At 42.2% G+C, this 18,211-nt stretch carries 18 protein-coding genes; 13 read left to right on the forward strand and 5 right to left on the reverse strand.

What is annotated here, in order from left to right:
• Window positions 1-168: 168 nt before the first annotated feature.
• The 3 genes from NI466_RS11640 to NI466_RS11650 are packed head-to-tail and all read left to right on the forward strand — an operon-like array spanning window position 169 to window position 2,732.
• Window positions 169-1,614, forward strand: a complete 1,446-nt coding sequence (locus NI466_RS11640; protein ID WP_253173661.1) for a cytochrome ubiquinol oxidase subunit I — start codon at window positions 169-171, stop codon at window positions 1,612-1,614.
• Entirely contained in the window at window positions 1,611-2,615 is a 1,005-nt protein-coding gene (gene cydB, locus NI466_RS11645) for a cytochrome d ubiquinol oxidase subunit II (RefSeq protein WP_044108336.1), read from the forward strand. Before NI466_RS11640 ends, cydB begins: the two co-directional genes overlap by 4 nt.
• Window positions 2,616-2,624: 9 nt before the next feature.
• Window positions 2,625-2,732: a hypothetical protein gene (locus NI466_RS11650; RefSeq protein ID WP_004647088.1), complete on the forward strand. Its 108-nt coding sequence runs from the start codon at window positions 2,625-2,627 to the stop codon at window positions 2,730-2,732.
• Between the two features lie 87 nt (window positions 2,733-2,819).
• On the opposite strand, the gene NI466_RS11655 is transcribed toward NI466_RS11650, so the two are convergent.
• Window positions 2,820-3,431, reverse strand: coding sequence for a thermonuclease family protein (locus NI466_RS11655; RefSeq protein ID WP_114541976.1), 612 nt, complete (start codon window positions 3,429-3,431; stop codon window positions 2,820-2,822).
• A 168-nt stretch (window positions 3,432-3,599) separates the two neighbouring features.
• On the reverse strand, window positions 3,600-4,517 hold the full coding sequence (locus NI466_RS11660) for a LysR family transcriptional regulator (RefSeq protein ID WP_253173663.1): 918 nt from the start codon (window positions 4,515-4,517) through the stop codon (window positions 3,600-3,602).
• Between the two features lie 95 nt (window positions 4,518-4,612).
• Here NI466_RS11660 and NI466_RS11665 point away from each other — a divergent pair, with 95 nt between their 5' ends.
• The 7 genes from NI466_RS11665 to NI466_RS11695 all read left to right on the forward strand — a co-directional run bounded on the left by NI466_RS11665 (window position 4,613) and on the right by NI466_RS11695 (window position 11,532).
• Window positions 4,613-5,854: an acyl-CoA dehydrogenase family protein gene (locus tag NI466_RS11665; protein WP_086044765.1), complete on the forward strand. Its 1,242-nt coding sequence runs from the start codon at window positions 4,613-4,615 to the stop codon at window positions 5,852-5,854.
• 52 nt (window positions 5,855-5,906) lie between these two features.
• Complete coding sequence (locus NI466_RS11670) at window positions 5,907-7,028, forward strand: phosphotransferase family protein (protein ID WP_253173665.1); 1,122 nt, start codon at window positions 5,907-5,909, stop codon at window positions 7,026-7,028.
• Complete coding sequence (locus NI466_RS11675; protein WP_005100133.1) at window positions 7,025-7,723, forward strand: histidine phosphatase family protein; 699 nt, start codon at window positions 7,025-7,027, stop codon at window positions 7,721-7,723. The genes NI466_RS11670 and NI466_RS11675 overlap by 4 nt, the downstream gene beginning before the upstream one ends.
• Before the next feature lie 52 nt (window positions 7,724-7,775).
• Window positions 7,776-8,519: an SDR family oxidoreductase gene (locus tag NI466_RS11680; RefSeq protein WP_004280440.1), complete on the forward strand. Its 744-nt coding sequence runs from the start codon at window positions 7,776-7,778 to the stop codon at window positions 8,517-8,519.
• A 409-nt stretch (window positions 8,520-8,928) separates the two neighbouring features.
• Window positions 8,929-9,987 carry a fatty acid desaturase gene (locus NI466_RS11685; RefSeq protein ID WP_253173666.1) on the forward strand — a complete coding sequence of 353 codons (1,059 nt, stop codon included), beginning with the start codon at window positions 8,929-8,931 and terminating at the stop codon, window positions 9,985-9,987.
• Window positions 9,988-10,204: 217 nt separating this feature from the next.
• Window positions 10,205-10,915, forward strand: a complete 711-nt coding sequence (locus NI466_RS11690; protein ID WP_253173668.1) for an SGNH/GDSL hydrolase family protein — start codon at window positions 10,205-10,207, stop codon at window positions 10,913-10,915.
• A gap of 32 nt (window positions 10,916-10,947) precedes the next feature.
• Window positions 10,948-11,532: a uracil-DNA glycosylase family protein gene (locus tag NI466_RS11695; RefSeq protein ID WP_044108343.1), complete on the forward strand. Its 585-nt coding sequence runs from the start codon at window positions 10,948-10,950 to the stop codon at window positions 11,530-11,532.
• Between the two features lie 86 nt (window positions 11,533-11,618).
• On the opposite strand, the gene NI466_RS11700 is transcribed toward NI466_RS11695, so the two are convergent.
• The 3 genes from NI466_RS11700 to NI466_RS11710 form a co-directional block, all read right to left on the reverse strand.
• On the reverse strand, window positions 11,619-12,101 hold the full coding sequence (locus tag NI466_RS11700) for a pyridoxamine 5'-phosphate oxidase family protein (RefSeq protein WP_253173670.1): 483 nt from the start codon (window positions 12,099-12,101) through the stop codon (window positions 11,619-11,621).
• A gap of 160 nt (window positions 12,102-12,261) precedes the next feature.
• The gene (locus tag NI466_RS11705) at window positions 12,262-12,699 is read right to left on the reverse strand and encodes a hypothetical protein (RefSeq protein WP_004647076.1); all 438 of its coding nucleotides are present in this window, start codon (window positions 12,697-12,699) and stop codon (window positions 12,262-12,264) included.
• A gap of 167 nt (window positions 12,700-12,866) precedes the next feature.
• Window positions 12,867-14,423, reverse strand: a complete 1,557-nt coding sequence (locus tag NI466_RS11710) for a phospholipase D family protein (protein WP_253173671.1) — start codon at window positions 14,421-14,423, stop codon at window positions 12,867-12,869.
• Between the two features lie 121 nt (window positions 14,424-14,544).
• Between NI466_RS11710 and NI466_RS11715 the strand changes: the two genes are divergently transcribed.
• The 3 genes from NI466_RS11715 to NI466_RS11725 all read left to right on the forward strand — a co-directional run bounded on the left by NI466_RS11715 (window position 14,545) and on the right by NI466_RS11725 (window position 17,968).
• Entirely contained in the window at window positions 14,545-15,657 is a 1,113-nt protein-coding gene (locus NI466_RS11715; protein WP_253173672.1) for an S-(hydroxymethyl)glutathione dehydrogenase/class III alcohol dehydrogenase, read from the forward strand.
• Window positions 15,658-15,866: 209 nt separating this feature from the next.
• Window positions 15,867-16,397, forward strand: coding sequence for a hypothetical protein (locus NI466_RS11720; protein ID WP_004731160.1), 531 nt, complete (start codon window positions 15,867-15,869; stop codon window positions 16,395-16,397).
• 521 nt (window positions 16,398-16,918) lie between these two features.
• A complete protein-coding gene (locus tag NI466_RS11725) occupies window positions 16,919-17,968 on the forward strand; it encodes a 3-deoxy-7-phosphoheptulonate synthase (protein ID WP_180087526.1) in 1,050 nt (349 codons plus the stop codon).
• Window positions 17,969-18,211: the final 243 nt, after the last annotated feature.

Consider the following 18,211-nt stretch of genomic DNA (forward strand, 5'->3'; position numbering starts at 1 on the left):
TTTCTCTGCCAACAGCGCTTACACAGTTTAACCTGAGTAAAAAATAGTCAACAAAAGACTACATACTTTTTATAACAGCCACGCCTAAGCTAGCCATGTCACTAGAAAAATTCATGACTTAAAAATTGAAGGGCAAAGATGCCAAATAACAATGCATAGGTGAAGCTTATGACTCTGGGTTTAACTGCATTAGAGTTAGCACGAATACAGTTCGCCTTTACTGTATCTTTTCATATCATTTTTCCGGCAATTTCAATCGGCTTGGCCAGCTTTCTGGCCATTCTGGAATGGCGCTGGCTCAAAACCCAAAACCCGATTTTTCAAGATCTGTTCAAATTTTGGGTAAAAATTTTCGCTGTGGCGTTCGGGATGGGCGTCGTCTCTGGTGTGGTCATGAGCTACCAGTTTGGAACCAACTGGAGTGAGTTTTCCCGGATAGCAGGCAGTGTGACTGGACCTTTATTGGCCTATGAAGTACTCACCGCTTTCTTTCTGGAAGCGGGCTTTCTGGGCATCATGTTATTTGGTTGGGGGCGAGTGGGACCAAAGGCGCACTTTTTCTCGACCTTGATGGTTGCAATAGGAACCTGTATTTCCATGTTCTGGATTCTATCGTCCAATAGCTGGATGCAGACCCCACAAGGCTTTGCGATTGAAAATGGCCTGATTGTTCCACAAGACTGGGTTGCTATCGTGTTTAACCCATCTTTCCCTTATCGTCTGGCCCATATGGCTATGGCTGCCTTTCTGGTTTCCGCATTACTGGTCGCTGCTACAGCCGCATGGCATCTGATCAAAGGCCGTCGTGATGCACTGGTCAAGACTTCATTTTCCATGGCGATGTGGCTGCTTCTGGTACTCGCGCCCTTACAGGTCATCGTCGGTGATATGCACGGTATTAATACCCTTGAACATCAGCCAGCCAAACTTGCAGCCATGGAAGGGCACTGGGAAACCAATCATGACAAAGGCATGCCCTTATATCTCTTTGGTATTCCAGATATGGAGGCCGAAGAAACCAAATATGCAGTCGCAATTCCCAACTTGGGTAGCCTGATTCTAACCCACTCGATGGATGGAAAGGTTACAGGACTTAAAGACTTTGCGCCTGAAGACCGGCCGAATTCGCTGGTGGTGTTCTGGAGCTTCCGGATTATGGTCGGACTCGGCGTATTGATGCTGTTACTGGCGTTATGGGGAGCGTGGGCACGTACCCGGGGTCGCTTTTATGAGTCCCGTGCATTGCACCGATTTGCCCTGATTATGGGACCTTCCGGATTTATTGCCATGCTTGCGGGATGGTTTACCACAGAAGTCGGCCGTCAGCCTTGGGTAGTCTACGGCATCATGCGAACCAAGGATGCATTGTCTCCGGTTTCCGCTGAACAGGTGGGGCTGACCCTGATTATTTTTGTAGTTGTCTACTGTGTGGTATTTGGTATCGGAATTTACTACATGTTGCGCCTGATGCACAAAGGCCCGGATTTTATTCATACCCGACCAGATCATGAATCAGATAGCGATGTGGTTCAGGCCTCGCGTCGACCATTAAGTAGTATTCGCGAACGTATCGAAGAAGTTCCTGAACAACCGGATCAGGAGGACAAAAAATGATTGATTTATCATTAATCTGGATTGTGATTATTGGTTTGGGTGTATTGATTTATACCATTCTCGATGGTTTCGATCTGGGCATCGGCATCTTGTTTCCTTTCTTTCCGCATCAGGATGAACGTGATGTCATGATGAATACCGTGGCTCCGGTCTGGGATGGCAATGAAACCTGGATGGTACTGGGTGGTGCAGGGTTATTTGCAGCTTTCCCACTTGCTTACTCGACCGTACTCTCGGCACTGTATATGCCAATTATTCTGATGGTGATTGCCTTGATTTTCCGCGGCGTGGCTTTTGAGTTCCGCTTCAAGGCAAACCGCAGTAAGCATTGGTGGGATAAAGCCTTTATCGGTGGTTCTGCGATCACCAGTTTCCTGCAAGGCATGATTTTAGGCGCCTATATTCAGGGCATTGAAACCCGAAATGGTGTCTATGTTGGGGGTGGTCTGGACTGGCTCACTCCATTCAGTATTTTCACCGGAATCAGTGTGGTGGTGCTCTATGCGGCATTAGGCTGTGGCTGGCTCATCTATAAAACCGGAGATGACTTACAAGATCGAATGTTTAAACTGATGCCTAAGCTGATTATTGCCTTACTGATCATATTAGGCGCTGTCAGTATTTATACGCCGTTGACCCATCCACAGATTGCCGAACGCTGGTTTAGTCAGCCACAATTCACCTATTTTATGCCAGTTCCAATTCTGGTTCTGCTGTTTACCTGGCTGGCCTTACGTGCCTGTAAAAGACGCAGTGAATTAGGTCCATTTACCTATATGCTGGTTCTGGTTTTCCTTGCTTATACCGGATTCTTGATTAGTCTATGGCCATATATTATCCCGCCGAGCGTGACTATCTGGCAGGCAGCAGCGCATGAAAATAGTCAGTTATTTGCCTTGATTGGTGCCTTAATCCTGATTCCAATTATTGTGATTTATACCGGTATGTCCTATTGGGTGTTCCGGCATAAGGTCAGGGTCGGCGATGATGGCTATCATTAAGGAGTGGTCATGAAAGGCAAACAGGCATTATGGTTTGTAGGATTATGGCTGGCAGGATTTTTAACGCTGGCCCTGATTGCTGGCGCATTCCGCTTTCTGGTGCATTTGGCTTATTAAATTAGTAAAACTAAAAAAATGAAAAAAGTGATCTGAATGTACTGATCACTTTTTATTATTTGCCATTTATCTTTGATAAAACCAAATTTACGATTTTACCTGTTTACGATAAACACTTGGACGTACAGGACGGCTACTTTTCCAAAGGCCTTTTTTCTGTTTCTTAGCTTTATTTTGCAATTCCATCATATAGCGTAAATGGTTTTTATCCTTGATATATTCTTCATAGACCCACGCTGCACCACGTTTGACAATCTCTTCATTGATATTTTTGCGATAGCGGTAGACCACACCGACACAGCGGCCATAACGGTCAATATCGGTAATCTTGACCCGAACCATTTTATTATTCACCATGCTTTTGACCAGACGCTGCGATTCTTTACCATAGGCTTGCGATGATTCAGGAGCATCAACGAAGGCAAAGCGCAATTTGGTTTCAGAGCGACGAATATTAAAACGGTAGCAGGTGAGGGTATCACCATCACTTACGGCTTTTACACGGCACCAGTATTTTTTGCCTTTCTTAAAGGGGCGGAAAACATCTTTTAAATAAACTGTAATTTTATGCAGCAGATAATAAGAAAAACACAGCAGTACGAGGCCCAGCACAATTTGCCAGGTGATGGAGAGATTTAACAAAGGCAAGATCCAAATCAGCAAAACCAGCTGTAAAATCACAGCTAAAAGTCGAGCCATTTTAGAGCAAAGCCAGTAGATCTACGGCTTAAAAGCTAATCACTCAGTGTTTAGTTTTGTACCAGCTAAAATAGCCTAAGTATATTTTTCTACTGAAAAGATGAAGATGCAACCATCTAAGCTTATATAAAAATAGCCTAAGTAAACTTGCATTCCTTTATAAATAGCCTAAGCAAAAATTTTATAAATTTCACTTCTCAAAAATTGATGTCTTTTATTCTCTTGCAAATCCTTATGCCAATACATCCCCATATTAATTTTCGGCAGTTCCACAGGGACTTCAAAAATATTTAGACTGGTAGCCAATTGTAAATGCGTCAATACATTTTTAGGAATAGTCAGCATGGCTGTCTTTTGCTGCTCCAGAATTTGCAGAGCAGTTGAGTAATGCTGACAGCGTAAAAAAATCTGTCGTGAATATTGTTTACGGCTTAAATAAATATCTTCAACCAAAACACCAGTACGGCGTGATGACACGCCAATATGAGGTGAGGCAAGATAAATCTGCTCATTCATTTCTGTTAATTGTGTACACACTACAAATTCATCTTGAACCAGACGCTCAAACTGGATTTTTTCAGCAATGTTTTGTTCCAGATCTATGACAAAATCGACCTGTTGAGAGGCGAGGTCTGCTGCTATATTTTTACGGTCCAGTTTCATGCTGCTAAGCTGAATTTCTAGATTGAGTTGCTGAAAGTGCTGAACGAGTCTGGGAAAGATCATTGGTTCAATTTCATCATGAACGGCAATTTTCAAACTCTGAATCATTTCTGGTCTGAACTGCTGATGCTGTATTGAAATATTTTGAATCGAAAAAAGTGCATTCTTCAGCTCAGGATAGATCTGTTCCGCAAACGGCGTAGGCTGCATTTTGCTACCAGTACGTACAAATAAATCATCTTGTAAATGCTGTCTTAAACGTTGCAGAGCATGACTGGCAGCAGACTGGCTAACTGATAAAATCTGTGCAGCTTTAGAAATACTATTCTGCTCATAAATTGCCATAAAAAGCGGATAAAGGTTAATGTCGATACGATGAAAATTTCGCAGGTCCATGACTGTTTTGGAATGAATATTATGCATAATATTGTATGGGTTAAAATCATTTTATTCATAATAGGTTTTGGGTTAAGGTGTTGTAAAGCGTATGAATTAGAATATTTAGAGGGATAAAAGAGATGTTTGAGCTTTCAGCACGTGCACAAGATTATTTAAATAGAACCAAAAAATTTATTGCTGAGGAAATTGAACCAGTTGAAGCTGATTTCTGGCAGCAGGTTCATGAGTTGAATCAAGGCGGTGACTGGACCAAATGGCAATGGCCAGCAGAACTGGAAAGCTTAAAAGCCAAAGCCAAGGCAGCTGGCCTCTGGAATATGTTTCTCCCTTGTCCTGAACGTGGCCAAGGTTTATCAGTTCAGGAATATGCACATATTGCCGAACTTTCAGGTCGTAGCCTGATTGCACCAGTCGTATTTAACTGTAATGCGCCAGATAGCGGCAATATGGAAGTATTGTGGCGTTATGGTTCTGAAGAACAAAAACAAGAATGGCTGATGCCACTTTTAGAAGGAAAAATCCGTTCAGTCTTTTGTATGACTGAACCTGCAGTTGCATCCAGTGATGCCACCAATATGCAGGCAACGGCGATGGTGGAAGGTAATGAGATTGTTTTGAATGGCCGTAAATGGTGGTCATCAGGTCTGGGCGATCCTAACGCCAAAATCATTATTTTTATGGCACATACTCCAGATGAAACAAAAGACCGTCATCATCAGCATTCGATGGTTCTAGTTCCGGTAAATACCGCAGGGGTAAAAATTGAACGTATGCTGCCAGTGTTTGGTGACTACGATGCACCACATGGCCACGGCGAAGTCAGTTTTGAAAATGTCCGCGTTCCGGTAGCGAATTTTATTGGTGGCGCCGGTCAGGGTTTTGAAATTGCTCAAGGTCGTTTAGGACCAGGCCGTATTCATCATTGCATGCGCTGTATTGGTGCTGCGGAAAAATCCTTAGAGTTGATGATTGACCGTGGTATGAGCCGTAGCGCATTTGGCAAAGAGATTTTAAAACTCGGTGGCAACCTGGAGCGTGTCGCGGAAGCACGGGTTGCGATTGATCAGGCACGTCTTTTGACCTTGTATGCCGCCTATAAAATGGATACTTTAGGGAATATGGCAGCACTGACTGAAATTTCTGCAATTAAAGTCGTTGCGCCAAGTGTGCTGGAAAAAGTTGTTGATATGGCCATCCAGATCCACGGCGGTGCCGGTGTTTCTCGGGACACACCATTAACCGGATTTTTTGCTCAGGCACGTGCCTTGCGTTTGGCTGATGGTCCAGATGAAGTACATAAAGGCATGATTGCCAAACTGGAACTGGCTAAACGTGGCTACAGTACTCGTCGCAAAAAATAAACTGGCTTTAACTAGAAGATTGCAACGTATTAAAAAATTTTAAGGAAAAATTATGGCGGTTATTGATGTAGGTGGAGCAGTTCGTCAAGGTGAAGAACTGGATGTACAAGCCATCACCAATTGGTTAATTCAGCAAAATGTGAATGTTGAAGGCCCTGTGCAAGTGACCCAATATTCAGGCGGAGCTTCAAACTGGACCTACCGTTTACAGTATGCCAATGCCGATTTAATTTTACGTCGTCCGCCACAAGGTACCAAAGCCAAATCAGCCCATGATATGGCACGTGAATATCATGTACAAAAAGCCTTGTCTGAGCATTATCCGGTGGTGCCTGAAATGGTCGCGCTTTGTCAGGATGAATCAGTGATTGGTTGTGATTTCTATGTGATGAAACGGCTTGAAGGAATTATTCCTCGCGCCAAAATGCCAGCTGAGCTGCAGCTTACTGAATCCGATATCCGGATTTTATGTATCAATGTGATTGATAAACTGATCGAACTGCATCAGGTGCCTTATCAAGGGACCGAACTTAAAAATCTCGGTAAGGGTGAAGGCTATTGTCGCCGTCAGGTCGAAGGCTGGGATGCTCGTTATGAAAAGGCCAAAACGCTGAATGTTCCATCCTTTAAATATGTACGCAACTGGCTGAAAGACAATATTCCTTCTGATTCCAAAACCTGTGTGATTCATAATGACTGGCGTTTTGATAATGTCATCTTAAATCCGGAAAATCCGACTGAAGTGATTGGCGTACTGGACTGGGAAATGGCGACACTCGGCGATCCGCTCATGGATCTAGGTTCTGCTTTAGCCTATTGGGTGGAAGATACTGACAATGCCATCTTTAAGGCAACACGCCGCCAGCCGACCAATCTAAAAGGTATGTTTACCCGTAAAGAAGTGGTGGATTACTACTTGGGAAAAACCGGCCTGCAACCGGAAAACTGGGCGTTTTATGAGGTGTTCGGAATTTTCCGTCTCGCGGTGATTGCCCAGCAGATCTATTATCGTTATTACCACAAACAGACTAATAATCCAGCGTTCAAGGATTTTTGGGTGGTGATTCATGCCTTGCATATTCGTGCCTTAAAACTGATTGGCAAGCAAAAACTGGAAGCCAATGAGATTGCACAAAAGTATGTGCTTAAATTTAAAGAGATAATGCCAAAATGACAACCATTTACTTGATCCGGCATGGCCAGGCCTCTTTTGGCGCAGAAAGTTATGACCAGCTTTCGCCCAACGGTGAGTTACAAGCAAAGCTTTTGGGCCACTATTTTGATGAAATTCTGAAAGAAGCACCTTATGTGGTGGCTGGCTCCATGCAACGCCATCAGCAGACGGCGCATTTATCTCTGGATGAATGTTTTCCGGAAAGTGAGATTCTGACCGATAGTGCCTGGAATGAATTTAATCATCAGCAGGTATTCGCCCGTTATGAGCCGCGCTTTAATCAGCCTGAATTGCTGAAACAGGATGTATCAGAACATGAAAATCCACGAGATTATCTGAGCAAAATTTTTAGCGGTGCAATTGCACGCTGGACTGGCGATGATTATCACCATGAATATGATGAATCTTGGCCAAGTTTCAAAGCACGCGTGGAAAGCGGCTTAGAAAATCTGTGTGACCAGTTGTCCAAAAGCCGTCCGCGCTATGCAGTAGTCTATACCTCAGGTGGTGTGATTTCTGTTGCAGTAGGTAAAATTCTAGGGCTGAGCCCGGAGAAAACCTTTGCCCTGAACTGGGCGATTACCAATACCAGTATCACGACACTACGTCTGGTGGGTAATGAACCGCAACTACTCAGTTTAAATGAACATCATTTTATTAAAGCACAGCGTCCAGACTTATTGACCTGGATTTAAAATGAGATTGAAAACCTAATACGCTAGAAAAATAAAGGAATAGGGTAAATACATGGCTAAAACAATTTTAATTACCGGTGCAAGTTCAGGGATCGGCGCCGGTATGGCACGTGAATTTGCGAAAAAAGGCTATAACCTGGCGATTTGTGCACGTCGTTTGGAGCGTCTGGAAATCTTAAAGCAGGAACTGGAAAGCCAATATGGCATCAAAGTCATTGCCAAAACACTAGATGTCACCGATTACGATCAAGTGTTTGAAGTGTTTCGTGCTTTTAAAGAAGACTTTGGCACCATTGACCGAGTTATTGTGAATGCTGGTGTCGGTGAGGGCCGCCGGATTGGTAAAGGTAATTTTGCTATCAATAAAGCCACGGTTGAAACCAACTTTATTTCGGCATTAGCACAATGTGAAGCTGCAGTTGAAATCTTCCGTGCACAAAACTCTGGCCATCTGGTGATGATTTCATCTATGAGTGCAATGCGCGGTATGCCAAAACATTTAACGGCTTATGGTGCAAGTAAGGCCGGCGTGGCTCATTTAGCGGAAGGCATTCGAGCTGAACTGATTGATACGCCAATTAAAGTGACCACCATTTTCCCAGGATATATTCGTACTGAAATTAATGAAGGGGCAAAAAAGCTACCTTTTGAAGTCGATGAAAAAACTGGTTCGCGTTTATTGGCAGCAGAAATTGAAAAAGCACCAGTTAAGGCTTATGTGCCGAAATGGCCTTGGTTGCCACTCGGTCTAGCCATGAAAGTATTACCACTTAAACTGGTGAACAAGTTAGGTTAAAAGCGCTCTTAGATCTATAAAAAGAGAAGCTAGAGCGCTTCTCTTTTTATTTTTTATGACAAACTGAGAAAAATTTCTGAATCAGTATTTTTTTCTAAAAAATGTATAGCTTGAATTTACAAAAAAGCGAAATTTTATAAATCCTAATATATTGATTATTAAAATAAAGTTTTAAATTATCAAAAATTATATTTTTATTTTATTGATGAATTTGCAATTAAATCAATTACTTTTAAATTTTCGTTTCATGAGAAAGACCATCTTTTACTTTTCCTAATTTTCGCCAATTTTAAGAACTTTTCCAAACTGTCCAAAACTTAGACATACTCACTCTAAAAGTGGAAAGATAACTTCTCTTTTTTAGAATTTCCTTTAATGTACAACCGTTCAGAAATTAAAGGTTGTCCATATGTCTACATCTGCGGATATGACTGACCAGCAGCGAATCTCCAAGGTCAGAAGGATCGTTACCCAGGCCGGGGAAGAGGTGCGTGCTCGTTATCCCATACTCAAACATCAGAACTTTATAGGTGCGAGTATTTTAGGCTTTGCCTGGGCAGGCATGATTGCATGCGCGGTAGCATATGGAACAGGTTATCTCTCAGCATGGTTTACCATTCCCTTGATTGCGATTTTTGCATCATTGACCCATGAATTGGAACATGACCTGATTCATTATATGTATTTCAAAAAAACACCTTGGGCACATCATCTGATGCTGGCACTGGTCTGGTTGGCACGTCCAAACACCATCAGTCCGTGGGCACGTCGTCGTTTACATTTGCATCATCATAAATATTCAGGCACTGAACATGACCTGGAAGAACGTGGCATCAGTAATGGTATGCCTTGGGGCATTCGCCGAATTCTGGTGATTAGTGACCAGTTGATGTCAGTGTATCTGCGTCCATTTCAGATGATTAAAATGATTCATCTTTTTCTGGAAAAACAGCCTGAAAAAGAACGTAAAATTGCCATGATTTCTCAGCTATTTGGCTTTTTACCTCTCAGCATTATTTACTATGGATTGTGCTACCTGTTTGTGGTCTTTCATGGTTTAAATGCAGTTTCACCGCTATTCGGTTATGAGATGCTCTGGTCGCAAGGCATTGTCGACGCGATGCCGATTGTAAATCTGCTGGCAGTCATTTGGGTGATTCCAAACTTTATCCGTTCTTTTAGCTTGCAGTTTGTCAGTTCAAATATGCATTACTATGGCGATATTGATCCACGTGATGTGATTAAACAAACCCAGGTGCTCAATCCATGGTGGATGTTACCATTCCAGTTATTTTGCTGTAATTTTGGTTCGACCCATGCGATTCATCATTTTGTAGTCAAAGAGCCATTTTATATCCGTCAACTGACGTCCAAAACGGCGCATAAAGTGATGAAAGAAGTAGGCGTACGTTTTAATGATGTGGGAACCTTTAAGCGTATGAATCGCTGGAATGACTATAAAATCTGAGCTTTGATTTCCATGAAAAATCCCGTTCTTAAGCGGGATTTTTTTATATTCATCCTTTGTGTTTTACCCAATGGCAAGATGTATAAGCCTGTATTTTACAAGAATCCTATCTCAGTCAAATTTAGGTGAACATTCATTTAAAATGACTGTTGAGGAAATAGTTCAAAAGAATAAACTCAGGTAAAATTAAGTATATCTCTATATAAATTAGCCCACTATGTTGCTGAAAGCCGCTACCATTGCCTTGATTCCTGCACTTGTCATTCAGGGTAATCATGTCAAGAAAAATACCCTAAGACTGCCGGAACCTGAAGGTGCACGTGAAGGTCAAACCGGAACCGGCAACAAACTGTCTCTGCTGATTTTAGGGGATTCGGCAGCAGCAGGTGTAGGAGTAGAACATCAGGATGACGCATTACTGGGTGCAATTCTGCATGAACTGAAAGATGACTTTGAAATTGACTGGAAATTACAGGCCAAAACAGGCGATACCAGCTCAAAAGTAATTCATGCTTTGGACCAAATAGAAGTCCAGCACTATGATATAATCGTCACGTCGGTTGGCGTCAATGATGTGACCAAACTGATACCTGTCGAGGTTTGGATTCAGAAACAGGAACAGCTTTATAGTAAAATTCAGCAAAAATTTAGTCCGAAACTGATCATTGCTGCCGGTGTGCCGCCAATGAATATGTTTCCGGCGCTACCGAATCCTTTAGCCTGGCTATTTGGCCAGTATGCTAAACAGATGAACCAGCAACTAGAAAATTTTGTGAATCAGCAAGTGAATATGCAATGGATTGAATACGATATTGAGAAGTATCGTGCCATGAATTTACAAATGGCTGCAGATGGTTTTCATCCGAGTAAGGAAGTTTATACACTTTGGGGACAAGAAGTAGCTGGCAAGATTCGGAAGACCTTCTAAAATAGTTAAAATCTCTCAATTTAGTTAATTCTATGTCTGATATTGAAACGCATCCGCTACCGCCATTTTTACCGCCCAATGCCAAATTACTGATGTTGGGTAGTTTTCCGCCACCTGCCACACGCTGGAAAATGAACTTTTATTATCCAAACTATCAAAATGATATGTGGCGGATTTTTGGACTGATTTTCTTTGAAAATAAAGATTACTTTTTAGATCTACCCAATAAAAAATTTCAGGAACAATTGATCCGGGAGTTTTTAACAGAAACGGGGATTGCGATTTTTGATAGTGGCTATCAGATCCGGCGTTTAAAGGGCAATGCTTCAGACAAATTTTTGGAAATTGTAGTACCTACCAATATTGAGCAACTACTCAGCCAAATGCCGCAGTGCAATCATATTATGACCACAGGCGACAAGGCCACAGACACCATGATGCTGTCTATGCCTGAAGGGACTTTAAAGCCGAGTATTGGTCAGCCTAGCGAGGCCCATTTTGTCGGACGTGATCTGTATTTATATCGCATGCCTTCATCTTCTCGAGCATATCCGGTTTCTCTAGAGAAAAAAGCCGAAAGTTACCGATTGATGTTTGAACATGTGGGTCTAGTTTAATATTTAATCCAATAATCAGATAAAATGGTTAAAGAGGTTTTAGGCTACAGACAAGACATAAACTTACTATTTGTAAGTTATTGGCTTTATTTATTCATATTTGGATATTCAACCCAGCGATGGCTATTAATTTTAATCTCCCGGACATGATGAAAGCTGGACCAGATTAACTGGCTACCTTTGGTCCATTTTAAAGCTCGAATACGCGACTCCACCTGCTGTATTTCCTCAGGTGAGGCCGGACGTAAAGGCCCAATTTCTGCATATAAGCGTACTCCTGGATAACGCTTAAATTCACCTTTAAGCAACGCATGAAACCAAAACATTTTGCTACTGTTCACAGCCTGTATGCAGGCCATCGGCTGATGCTGCAAATTCTCAGAAAAAGTAGTGGAATAAGTATCAAAAAAGAAACCCGTACTGGTCTTTTTGTTGAGGAATACGGTTCCGATCGGAGTAATACTAGGAAAGCCTTTGGGGTTGACTGTTGCAATAGAGCAATGCATGGCGGTCCGTTGTGCATCAGCGACCACCTGGCGAATCTGTTGCCATTCACTATCAGAAATCATGTCTTGATTCTCTTATTATTTTTTATAAATTTTATAATAACTTAATTAGCTGGGCATTGCCTGAAAAAACTGAAGCTACGGCAGTTTGATCAATCTAAAACGTCACTCAGATTATAAAAAAGAGCCACATGGGCTCTTTAAAAAATACAAAATTCGGCGATTAGCCATCGTATTCGACATAATCCCATAAGTTTAAACGTGCTTTAATTTCCTGACGGATCTCGGGCAACATCGGCAAAAGAGTGCCATCAATCCATAAGCTCAATGCTTGGGCAGAGAGTACTTGCTGCAGTTCATCGACCAGTTGTGCACCTTTCAACATAATACCGGTCTCATCAGTGGCTTCGGTTTCTACACCTTTAAATAAAACCTGTAATTCATAACCGCTATCCTGAATCAGCCATTCCAGTTCAAGTTGAATATTTTCACTGGATTTCAAAACTACCTGTCCCTCGACCGTATCGGAGTCGGACAGACAGTCATGTTCCACTCGAATTTTGGCCAAATACCATTCTTGCTGGGATAAATCATGGAGAGTTTTTACAGGCGTCAGAATATCACTGAACTTAAACTGACGGCTTAAATCAAAAAATTGCATGGGAGTGGAGGGCGAACAATCGCAAAATACGAGAAAAGTGTAATTCTAAAGTAAGCGCAATCGACTGTAAAACCTTTTAAAAGATGATCGGACTAAGTTAGGTTAATCGGCTATTCTCGAAATACGGGCTTTTCATAGCATGTAATTTTAAGGTCACTCCAATGTCATTACATTAACCATTCACCGGGAAATTTCGTCACCAGATTCATCATAAAACGCTGGAATTTTGTAGTTTCCGGATCATGTAAATGCTGAATACTACGGCCATCTTTTTGATGTTCCAGCCAAATCATTTCATTTTTTTCGTTCAGTTTAAGTTGATAAGCCACGCGTGGTAAGTACTGATCCATCGCACTGGTGATTTCCTTCTGAAAATCTTCCGATTCAATGACCAGACCGACTTCGGTATTCAGATAGGCTGAACGCGGATCAAAATTAAATGAACCGACAAACACCATGCCATCCAGATCAAAAAATTTGGCATGCAAACTGGAGCTATTTTTGTTTTTAGCCGGGATGATGTCTCCAGTCATAATTTCATACCAGGTCCGTTCCGGACGGACAATGTAGGGTTTAAATTCCCAGAGTTCGATGCCACTTTTCAATAATTGCTGACGATATTGCTGATAATAGGCATGCACCGCAGCCACATCATTGGCCTGAAAAGAGTTGGTCAGGATTCTGATTTTCACACCTTGTTGCGCACGGCGGGTTAAATAGTCGGCCCCTTTTTGCGTGGGAATAAAGTACGAGGACACCAGTTCCAGATGTTTTTTTGGCTCACCCATCAGTTCGAGCATATGGGTATAAATATAATCGCCATTTTTGGCATGGGGGCGTGCTTTTGCGGGACTATCCGCAACAAAATAACCCGGCGCCCAGTGAATGGGTTGTTTTTTTAAGTGTTGTTCGACTTGTTTCTCGGCAATGCCCACCCGGCGTTTGAGTTCAGTTTCGTCAACATCTTCTCGTTCAAATTCAGTTCTGAGCCTTTTAAGCATTTCAGGATGGCCGGCATCATTCAAGATCTGTCGAACGTCATAACTCAGATCATCATTCCAGAAGTTAATAAAGGTCTGATTGGCATCTGTTACGCTTTGCCCTGCGAAGAATATATCCACATCGGTGAACTGAAAATCTTCACTGGCATCAAAATATTCACTACTGATATTGCGGCCGCCGGTCACGGCTGCAGTGCCATCCGCAATGATCAATTTATTGTGCATGCGATGATTGACCTTTTTCATCCGGAAGCCATAATCCAGCGCACGTAAATGACGAAATTTATAGGGATTAAAAATCCGAACTTCAAAATTTGGATGTTGGCTTAGAGCAAGAAGCTTGTCATCAAGCTGGGTACCATTTTGATCGTCAATCTGAACCCGTACTTTGACACCGCGATCGGCGGCTTTAAGTAATTGGGACAAGATCATATTGCCAATATAATCATCCTTCCAAATGTAATATTGTAGATCCAGATGATATTTAGCTTTGTTAATCAGGTGCAGACGTGCTGCCATACTCATAAAGCCATCATAGAGCGGCAAGAAAGCCGTTTTACCGCTATTAATTTGCTGTTTTGAAAGTTGATTGTCGATCCAGTGCGCAGGTCGAACCGGCGTAATTTTCGCTTCTTCAGCAGTGTTGGGAGCCAGTTCACAGCCAGAAAGCATGATGCTAAAAGTAAAAATGCTCAAACATACAAAGGGCGAAGGTTTAGTCATTGATGTTCCATTAATTATAGGATCTTTTATTCCTTATCTGATGATGTTAATAGTTGAATCTCCGAATAGAAAGAGGTTACTGTTAGTCATCTGTAAATCATCAAAAAAAGGACAGTTTTACGTGAAATCACGTGCAGCAGTTGCGTTTGGTCCAGGCCAGCCATTAGAAATTGTAGAAGTGGATGTTGCTCCACCAAAAGCAGGTGAAGTACTGGTAAAAATTAGCCATACAGGCGTGTGTCATACCGATGCATTTACCTTGTCTGGTGAAGATCCTGAAGGTGTATTTCCTGCAATCTTGGGTCATGAAGGTGCGGGTGTGGTCGTTGAAGTAGGGGAAGGTGTCACCAGTCTGAAACCGGGCGATCACGTGATTCCGCTTTATACTGCTGAGTGTGGCGAATGCTTGTTCTGTAAATCAGGCAAGACTAACCTGTGTGTTGCTGTACGGGCGACGCAAGGTAAAGGCGTAATGCCAGATGGAACGACCCGTTTCTCTTATAATGGCGAGCCGATCTATCACTATATGGGTTGTTCAACTTTTTCTGAATATACCGTGGTTGCTGAAGTGTCTCTGGCAAAAATTAATCCTGAAGCCAACCATGAGAATGTTTGTCTGCTGGGTTGTGGTGTGACTACCGGTATTGGTGCAGTACATAATACGGCGAAAGTTCAGGAAGGTGACAGTGTTGCAGTATTTGGTTTAGGTGGTATTGGGCTTGCTGTAGTACAAGGCGCACGTCAGGCCAAAGCTGGCCGTATCATTGTGATTGATACCAATCCGGATAAATTTGAACTGGCGAAACAGTTTGGGGCGACAGATTTCCTGAATCCAAAAGACTATGATCAGCCGATTCAGCAAGTGATTGTCGAAATGACTGGTTGGGGTGTAGACCATTCATTCGAATGTATCGGCAATGTAGATGTGATGCGTTCAGCACTAGAATGTGCGCATCGTGGCTGGGGTCAGTCGGTGATTATTGGTGTTGCCGGAGCAGGTAAAGAAATTTCAACCCGTCCATTCCAGTTAGTCACAGGTCGTAAATGGATGGGTACTGCATTTGGTGGGGTAAAAGGTCGTTCACAATTACCGGGAATGGTAGAGCAATCCATGAAAGGTGAAATTCAACTTGAGCCTTTTGTGACACATACCATGCCACTGGATCAGATCAATGAAGCTTTTGACTTGATGCATGAAGGTAAATCAATCCGTACGGTCATTCATTTTGACTAAGCTTTTTCAATTTTAAAAAAGACCGGTATTAAACCGGTCTTTTTTATGCGGCTTTCACTTGATTCAGGATACATTAGTGCATGAAAGCCTCACAGAGAGTCACTGAAACAAAACACGCCTGCTAATGTCATTACATGCCAGATGCTTATATTAAATAGGACGTATGAAGATACGTGCTAAAACCATTTTAAAGAATAAGGATAAGCTCTATGTCGAATGATAATTTTGATCGTGATGTAATTAAGAATGCGCCTAAAGATGTCCGCGATGATTTAAATGCTGATCCAATTACGGGTGAACCTGGCGCACATCCTGTGGGTACAGGTGTCGGTGCTGCAGGTGGTGCAGCTGCAGGTGCAGCTATTGGTGCTGCAGGCGGTCCAGTGGGTGTCGCTGTCGGTGGCGTTGTCGGTGCTGTTGTTGGTGGTCTGGCAGGTAAAGGTGTAGGCGAAGCTATAAATCCAACAGAAGAACAGGCTTACTGGCGTGATAATTCGATCAATACGCCATACTATTCAGATGCCCGTACTACCTATAGCGATCTGGATTATGACCGTGATTATGATACGGCCTATCGAGTCGGTTATGAAAACCGTGGTAGCTATGATGCCCATACCCGTTTTGAAGACGTAGAACCTGATTTGAGAATGAAATGGGAACAAATAAAAGGCGAATCACGTTTAAACTGGGAACAGGCTAAATTTGCAGTGCGTGATGCCTGGAATCGTGTTTCACGTTAATTTTTAATCTTTGGATTAAACTGAAGTTTCTTTGGTAAAACCCGCAATAGGTTTGTGGGTTTTACTAATTTTAGTGATACATATCACGGTTTGATTGATCGATAAATAAAAGTAGAAAAGTTAATAAATATTTTTTTATATTTAATGCTTGTCAAATGATCACAGAGCGCGTATTTTAATTTCAGAATCACATTTTATGAAAGACATAACATGTTAAAGCAACCTATCATTTCAAACGCATATTTTTATTTCTGGCAGTTTAGCTAATTGCCTGAATGCGTTTGGGCAATGAAAAGGTTGCCCACCAGTTTATACCTGATCGGCAACCCTGATCAGGTTTTTTTATGCCTTTCATTTTTTAAAATATTTTGGAGACAGCCATGACAAACTTTAACTATTCATATTTTAACAACTTTTATTGGTCTTATTTTAGTCAGCTAATGACACTCACAACACTTTCGATTAGACCCATAACGCTCAAATAAAAGTTTGGACTGATTGCCAGTCCCAGGATTAAAGTCATGAATACCCCAAATACATCACAACAACATCATGCTGAAAGCATTTTAATTTTACCTCAGCAGCTTAAGCAGCAATTGCCACTGTCTCCGCAATTGGCCAGCCAAGTCGCTGAACATCGTCAAATCATTCAAAATATATTAGAAGGCAAGGATCATCGTTTGATGGTGGTCACCGGCCCATGTTCCATTCATGATGAAGCTTCGGCGCTAGACTATGCAGAAAAATTAAAACAGCTTCAGTCACAGCTATCTGATCAGATTTTCCTGGTGATGCGTGCTTATATCGAAAAACCGCGGACTACCGTAGGCTGGAAAGGTTTCCTTTACGATCCAAATCTGGATGGTTCATCCAATATGCAATTGGGCTTGGAAAAATCTCGTGACTTATACCTAAAAATCATTGAAATGGGTCTGCCCATTGCCTCTGAAATTCTTAGCCCGATGGCAACTGCTTATTTCGATGACTTATTAGCTTGGGGTGCGATTGGCGCACGTACCAGCGAATCGCAAATTCATCGCGAAATTTCCAGCCATATGCCGTACAGCATCGGTTTCAAAAATGGTACTGACGGTTCGATCCAGATTGCATTAGATGCCATTCAGTCTGCCTCTCATCCTCATCAATTCCTGGGGATGAGCCAGTCTGGTTTACCATGCATTTTACACTCGCAAGGTAATCCTAAAGCACATTTGATTTTACGTGGCTCGAATAGCGGACCAAATTACCAATTGTCAGAAATTGAGAAAATCCGGGCCAAACATCAGATCGACTTACCGGCATTGGTGATTGACTGTAGTCATGGCAATAGCTCAAAAAATCCGATGCTGCAGCCTGAAGTATTGGAGCAGATCGTGGCAGAACGCTTACAGACCAATGTTCGTGGCGTAATGCTAGAAAGTCATCTTGTTGACGGCAACCAGAAAATTTCTGAGCAAATGACTTATGGTCAGTCTGTAACTGATGGATGTCTGGGCTGGACAAAAACCGAACAACTATTGTTAAATATGACTGACTCACTACGGCTCGAAGGTTTGAAGCGTAGTGCTTAAAACTGAATGATGTCTTTCCTCAATTGATTGGGGAAAGACAGAATCGGATGAAGCCGATCAGCGCATCTCCCAGATGCTTAAACTAGCTCATCACAGCGTTTGAAAATAAAAATAATGATTAGAACGATTTTATAAATTGAATAAAAATAATTAAGGCGGATTCAAGCGGCAAGTGCAACAGTATAAAAACCAGCCATAACATCACTGGGCGTATACCATCCCAGTGTCTTTCTGGGGCGATTA

Source organism: Acinetobacter lwoffii (genome assembly GCF_024129595.1).
Classification (GTDB): Bacteria; Pseudomonadota; Gammaproteobacteria; order Pseudomonadales; family Moraxellaceae; genus Acinetobacter; species Acinetobacter lwoffii_O.

Coding starts and splice junctions, on each gene's coding strand:
- NI466_RS11710 (WP_253173671.1), bottom strand. CDS start 14,423: ATGACTAAACCTTCGCCCTTTGTATGTTTGAGCATTTTTACTTTTAGC.
- NI466_RS11640 (WP_253173661.1), top strand. CDS start 169: ATGACTCTGGGTTTAACTGCATTAGAGTTAGCACGAATACAGTTCGCC.
- NI466_RS11680 (WP_004280440.1), top strand. CDS start 7,776: ATGGCTAAAACAATTTTAATTACCGGTGCAAGTTCAGGGATCGGCGCC.
- NI466_RS11650 (WP_004647088.1), top strand. CDS start 2,625: ATGAAAGGCAAACAGGCATTATGGTTTGTAGGATTATGGCTGGCAGGA.
- NI466_RS11720 (WP_004731160.1), top strand. CDS start 15,867: ATGTCGAATGATAATTTTGATCGTGATGTAATTAAGAATGCGCCTAAA.
- NI466_RS11725 (WP_180087526.1), top strand. CDS start 16,919: ATGAATACCCCAAATACATCACAACAACATCATGCTGAAAGCATTTTA.
- NI466_RS11705 (WP_004647076.1), bottom strand. CDS start 12,699: ATGCAATTTTTTGATTTAAGCCGTCAGTTTAAGTTCAGTGATATTCTG.
- NI466_RS11685 (WP_253173666.1), top strand. CDS start 8,929: ATGTCTACATCTGCGGATATGACTGACCAGCAGCGAATCTCCAAGGTC.
- NI466_RS11695 (WP_044108343.1), top strand. CDS start 10,948: ATGTCTGATATTGAAACGCATCCGCTACCGCCATTTTTACCGCCCAAT.
- NI466_RS11665 (WP_086044765.1), top strand. CDS start 4,613: ATGTTTGAGCTTTCAGCACGTGCACAAGATTATTTAAATAGAACCAAA.
- NI466_RS11655 (WP_114541976.1), bottom strand. CDS start 3,431: ATGGCTCGACTTTTAGCTGTGATTTTACAGCTGGTTTTGCTGATTTGG.
- NI466_RS11660 (WP_253173663.1), bottom strand. CDS start 4,517: ATGCATAATATTCATTCCAAAACAGTCATGGACCTGCGAAATTTTCAT.
- NI466_RS11690 (WP_253173668.1), top strand. CDS start 10,205: ATGTTGCTGAAAGCCGCTACCATTGCCTTGATTCCTGCACTTGTCATT.
- NI466_RS11670 (WP_253173665.1), top strand. CDS start 5,907: ATGGCGGTTATTGATGTAGGTGGAGCAGTTCGTCAAGGTGAAGAACTG.
- cydB (WP_044108336.1), top strand. CDS start 1,611: ATGATTGATTTATCATTAATCTGGATTGTGATTATTGGTTTGGGTGTA.
- NI466_RS11700 (WP_253173670.1), bottom strand. CDS start 12,101: ATGATTTCTGATAGTGAATGGCAACAGATTCGCCAGGTGGTCGCTGAT.
- NI466_RS11675 (WP_005100133.1), top strand. CDS start 7,025: ATGACAACCATTTACTTGATCCGGCATGGCCAGGCCTCTTTTGGCGCA.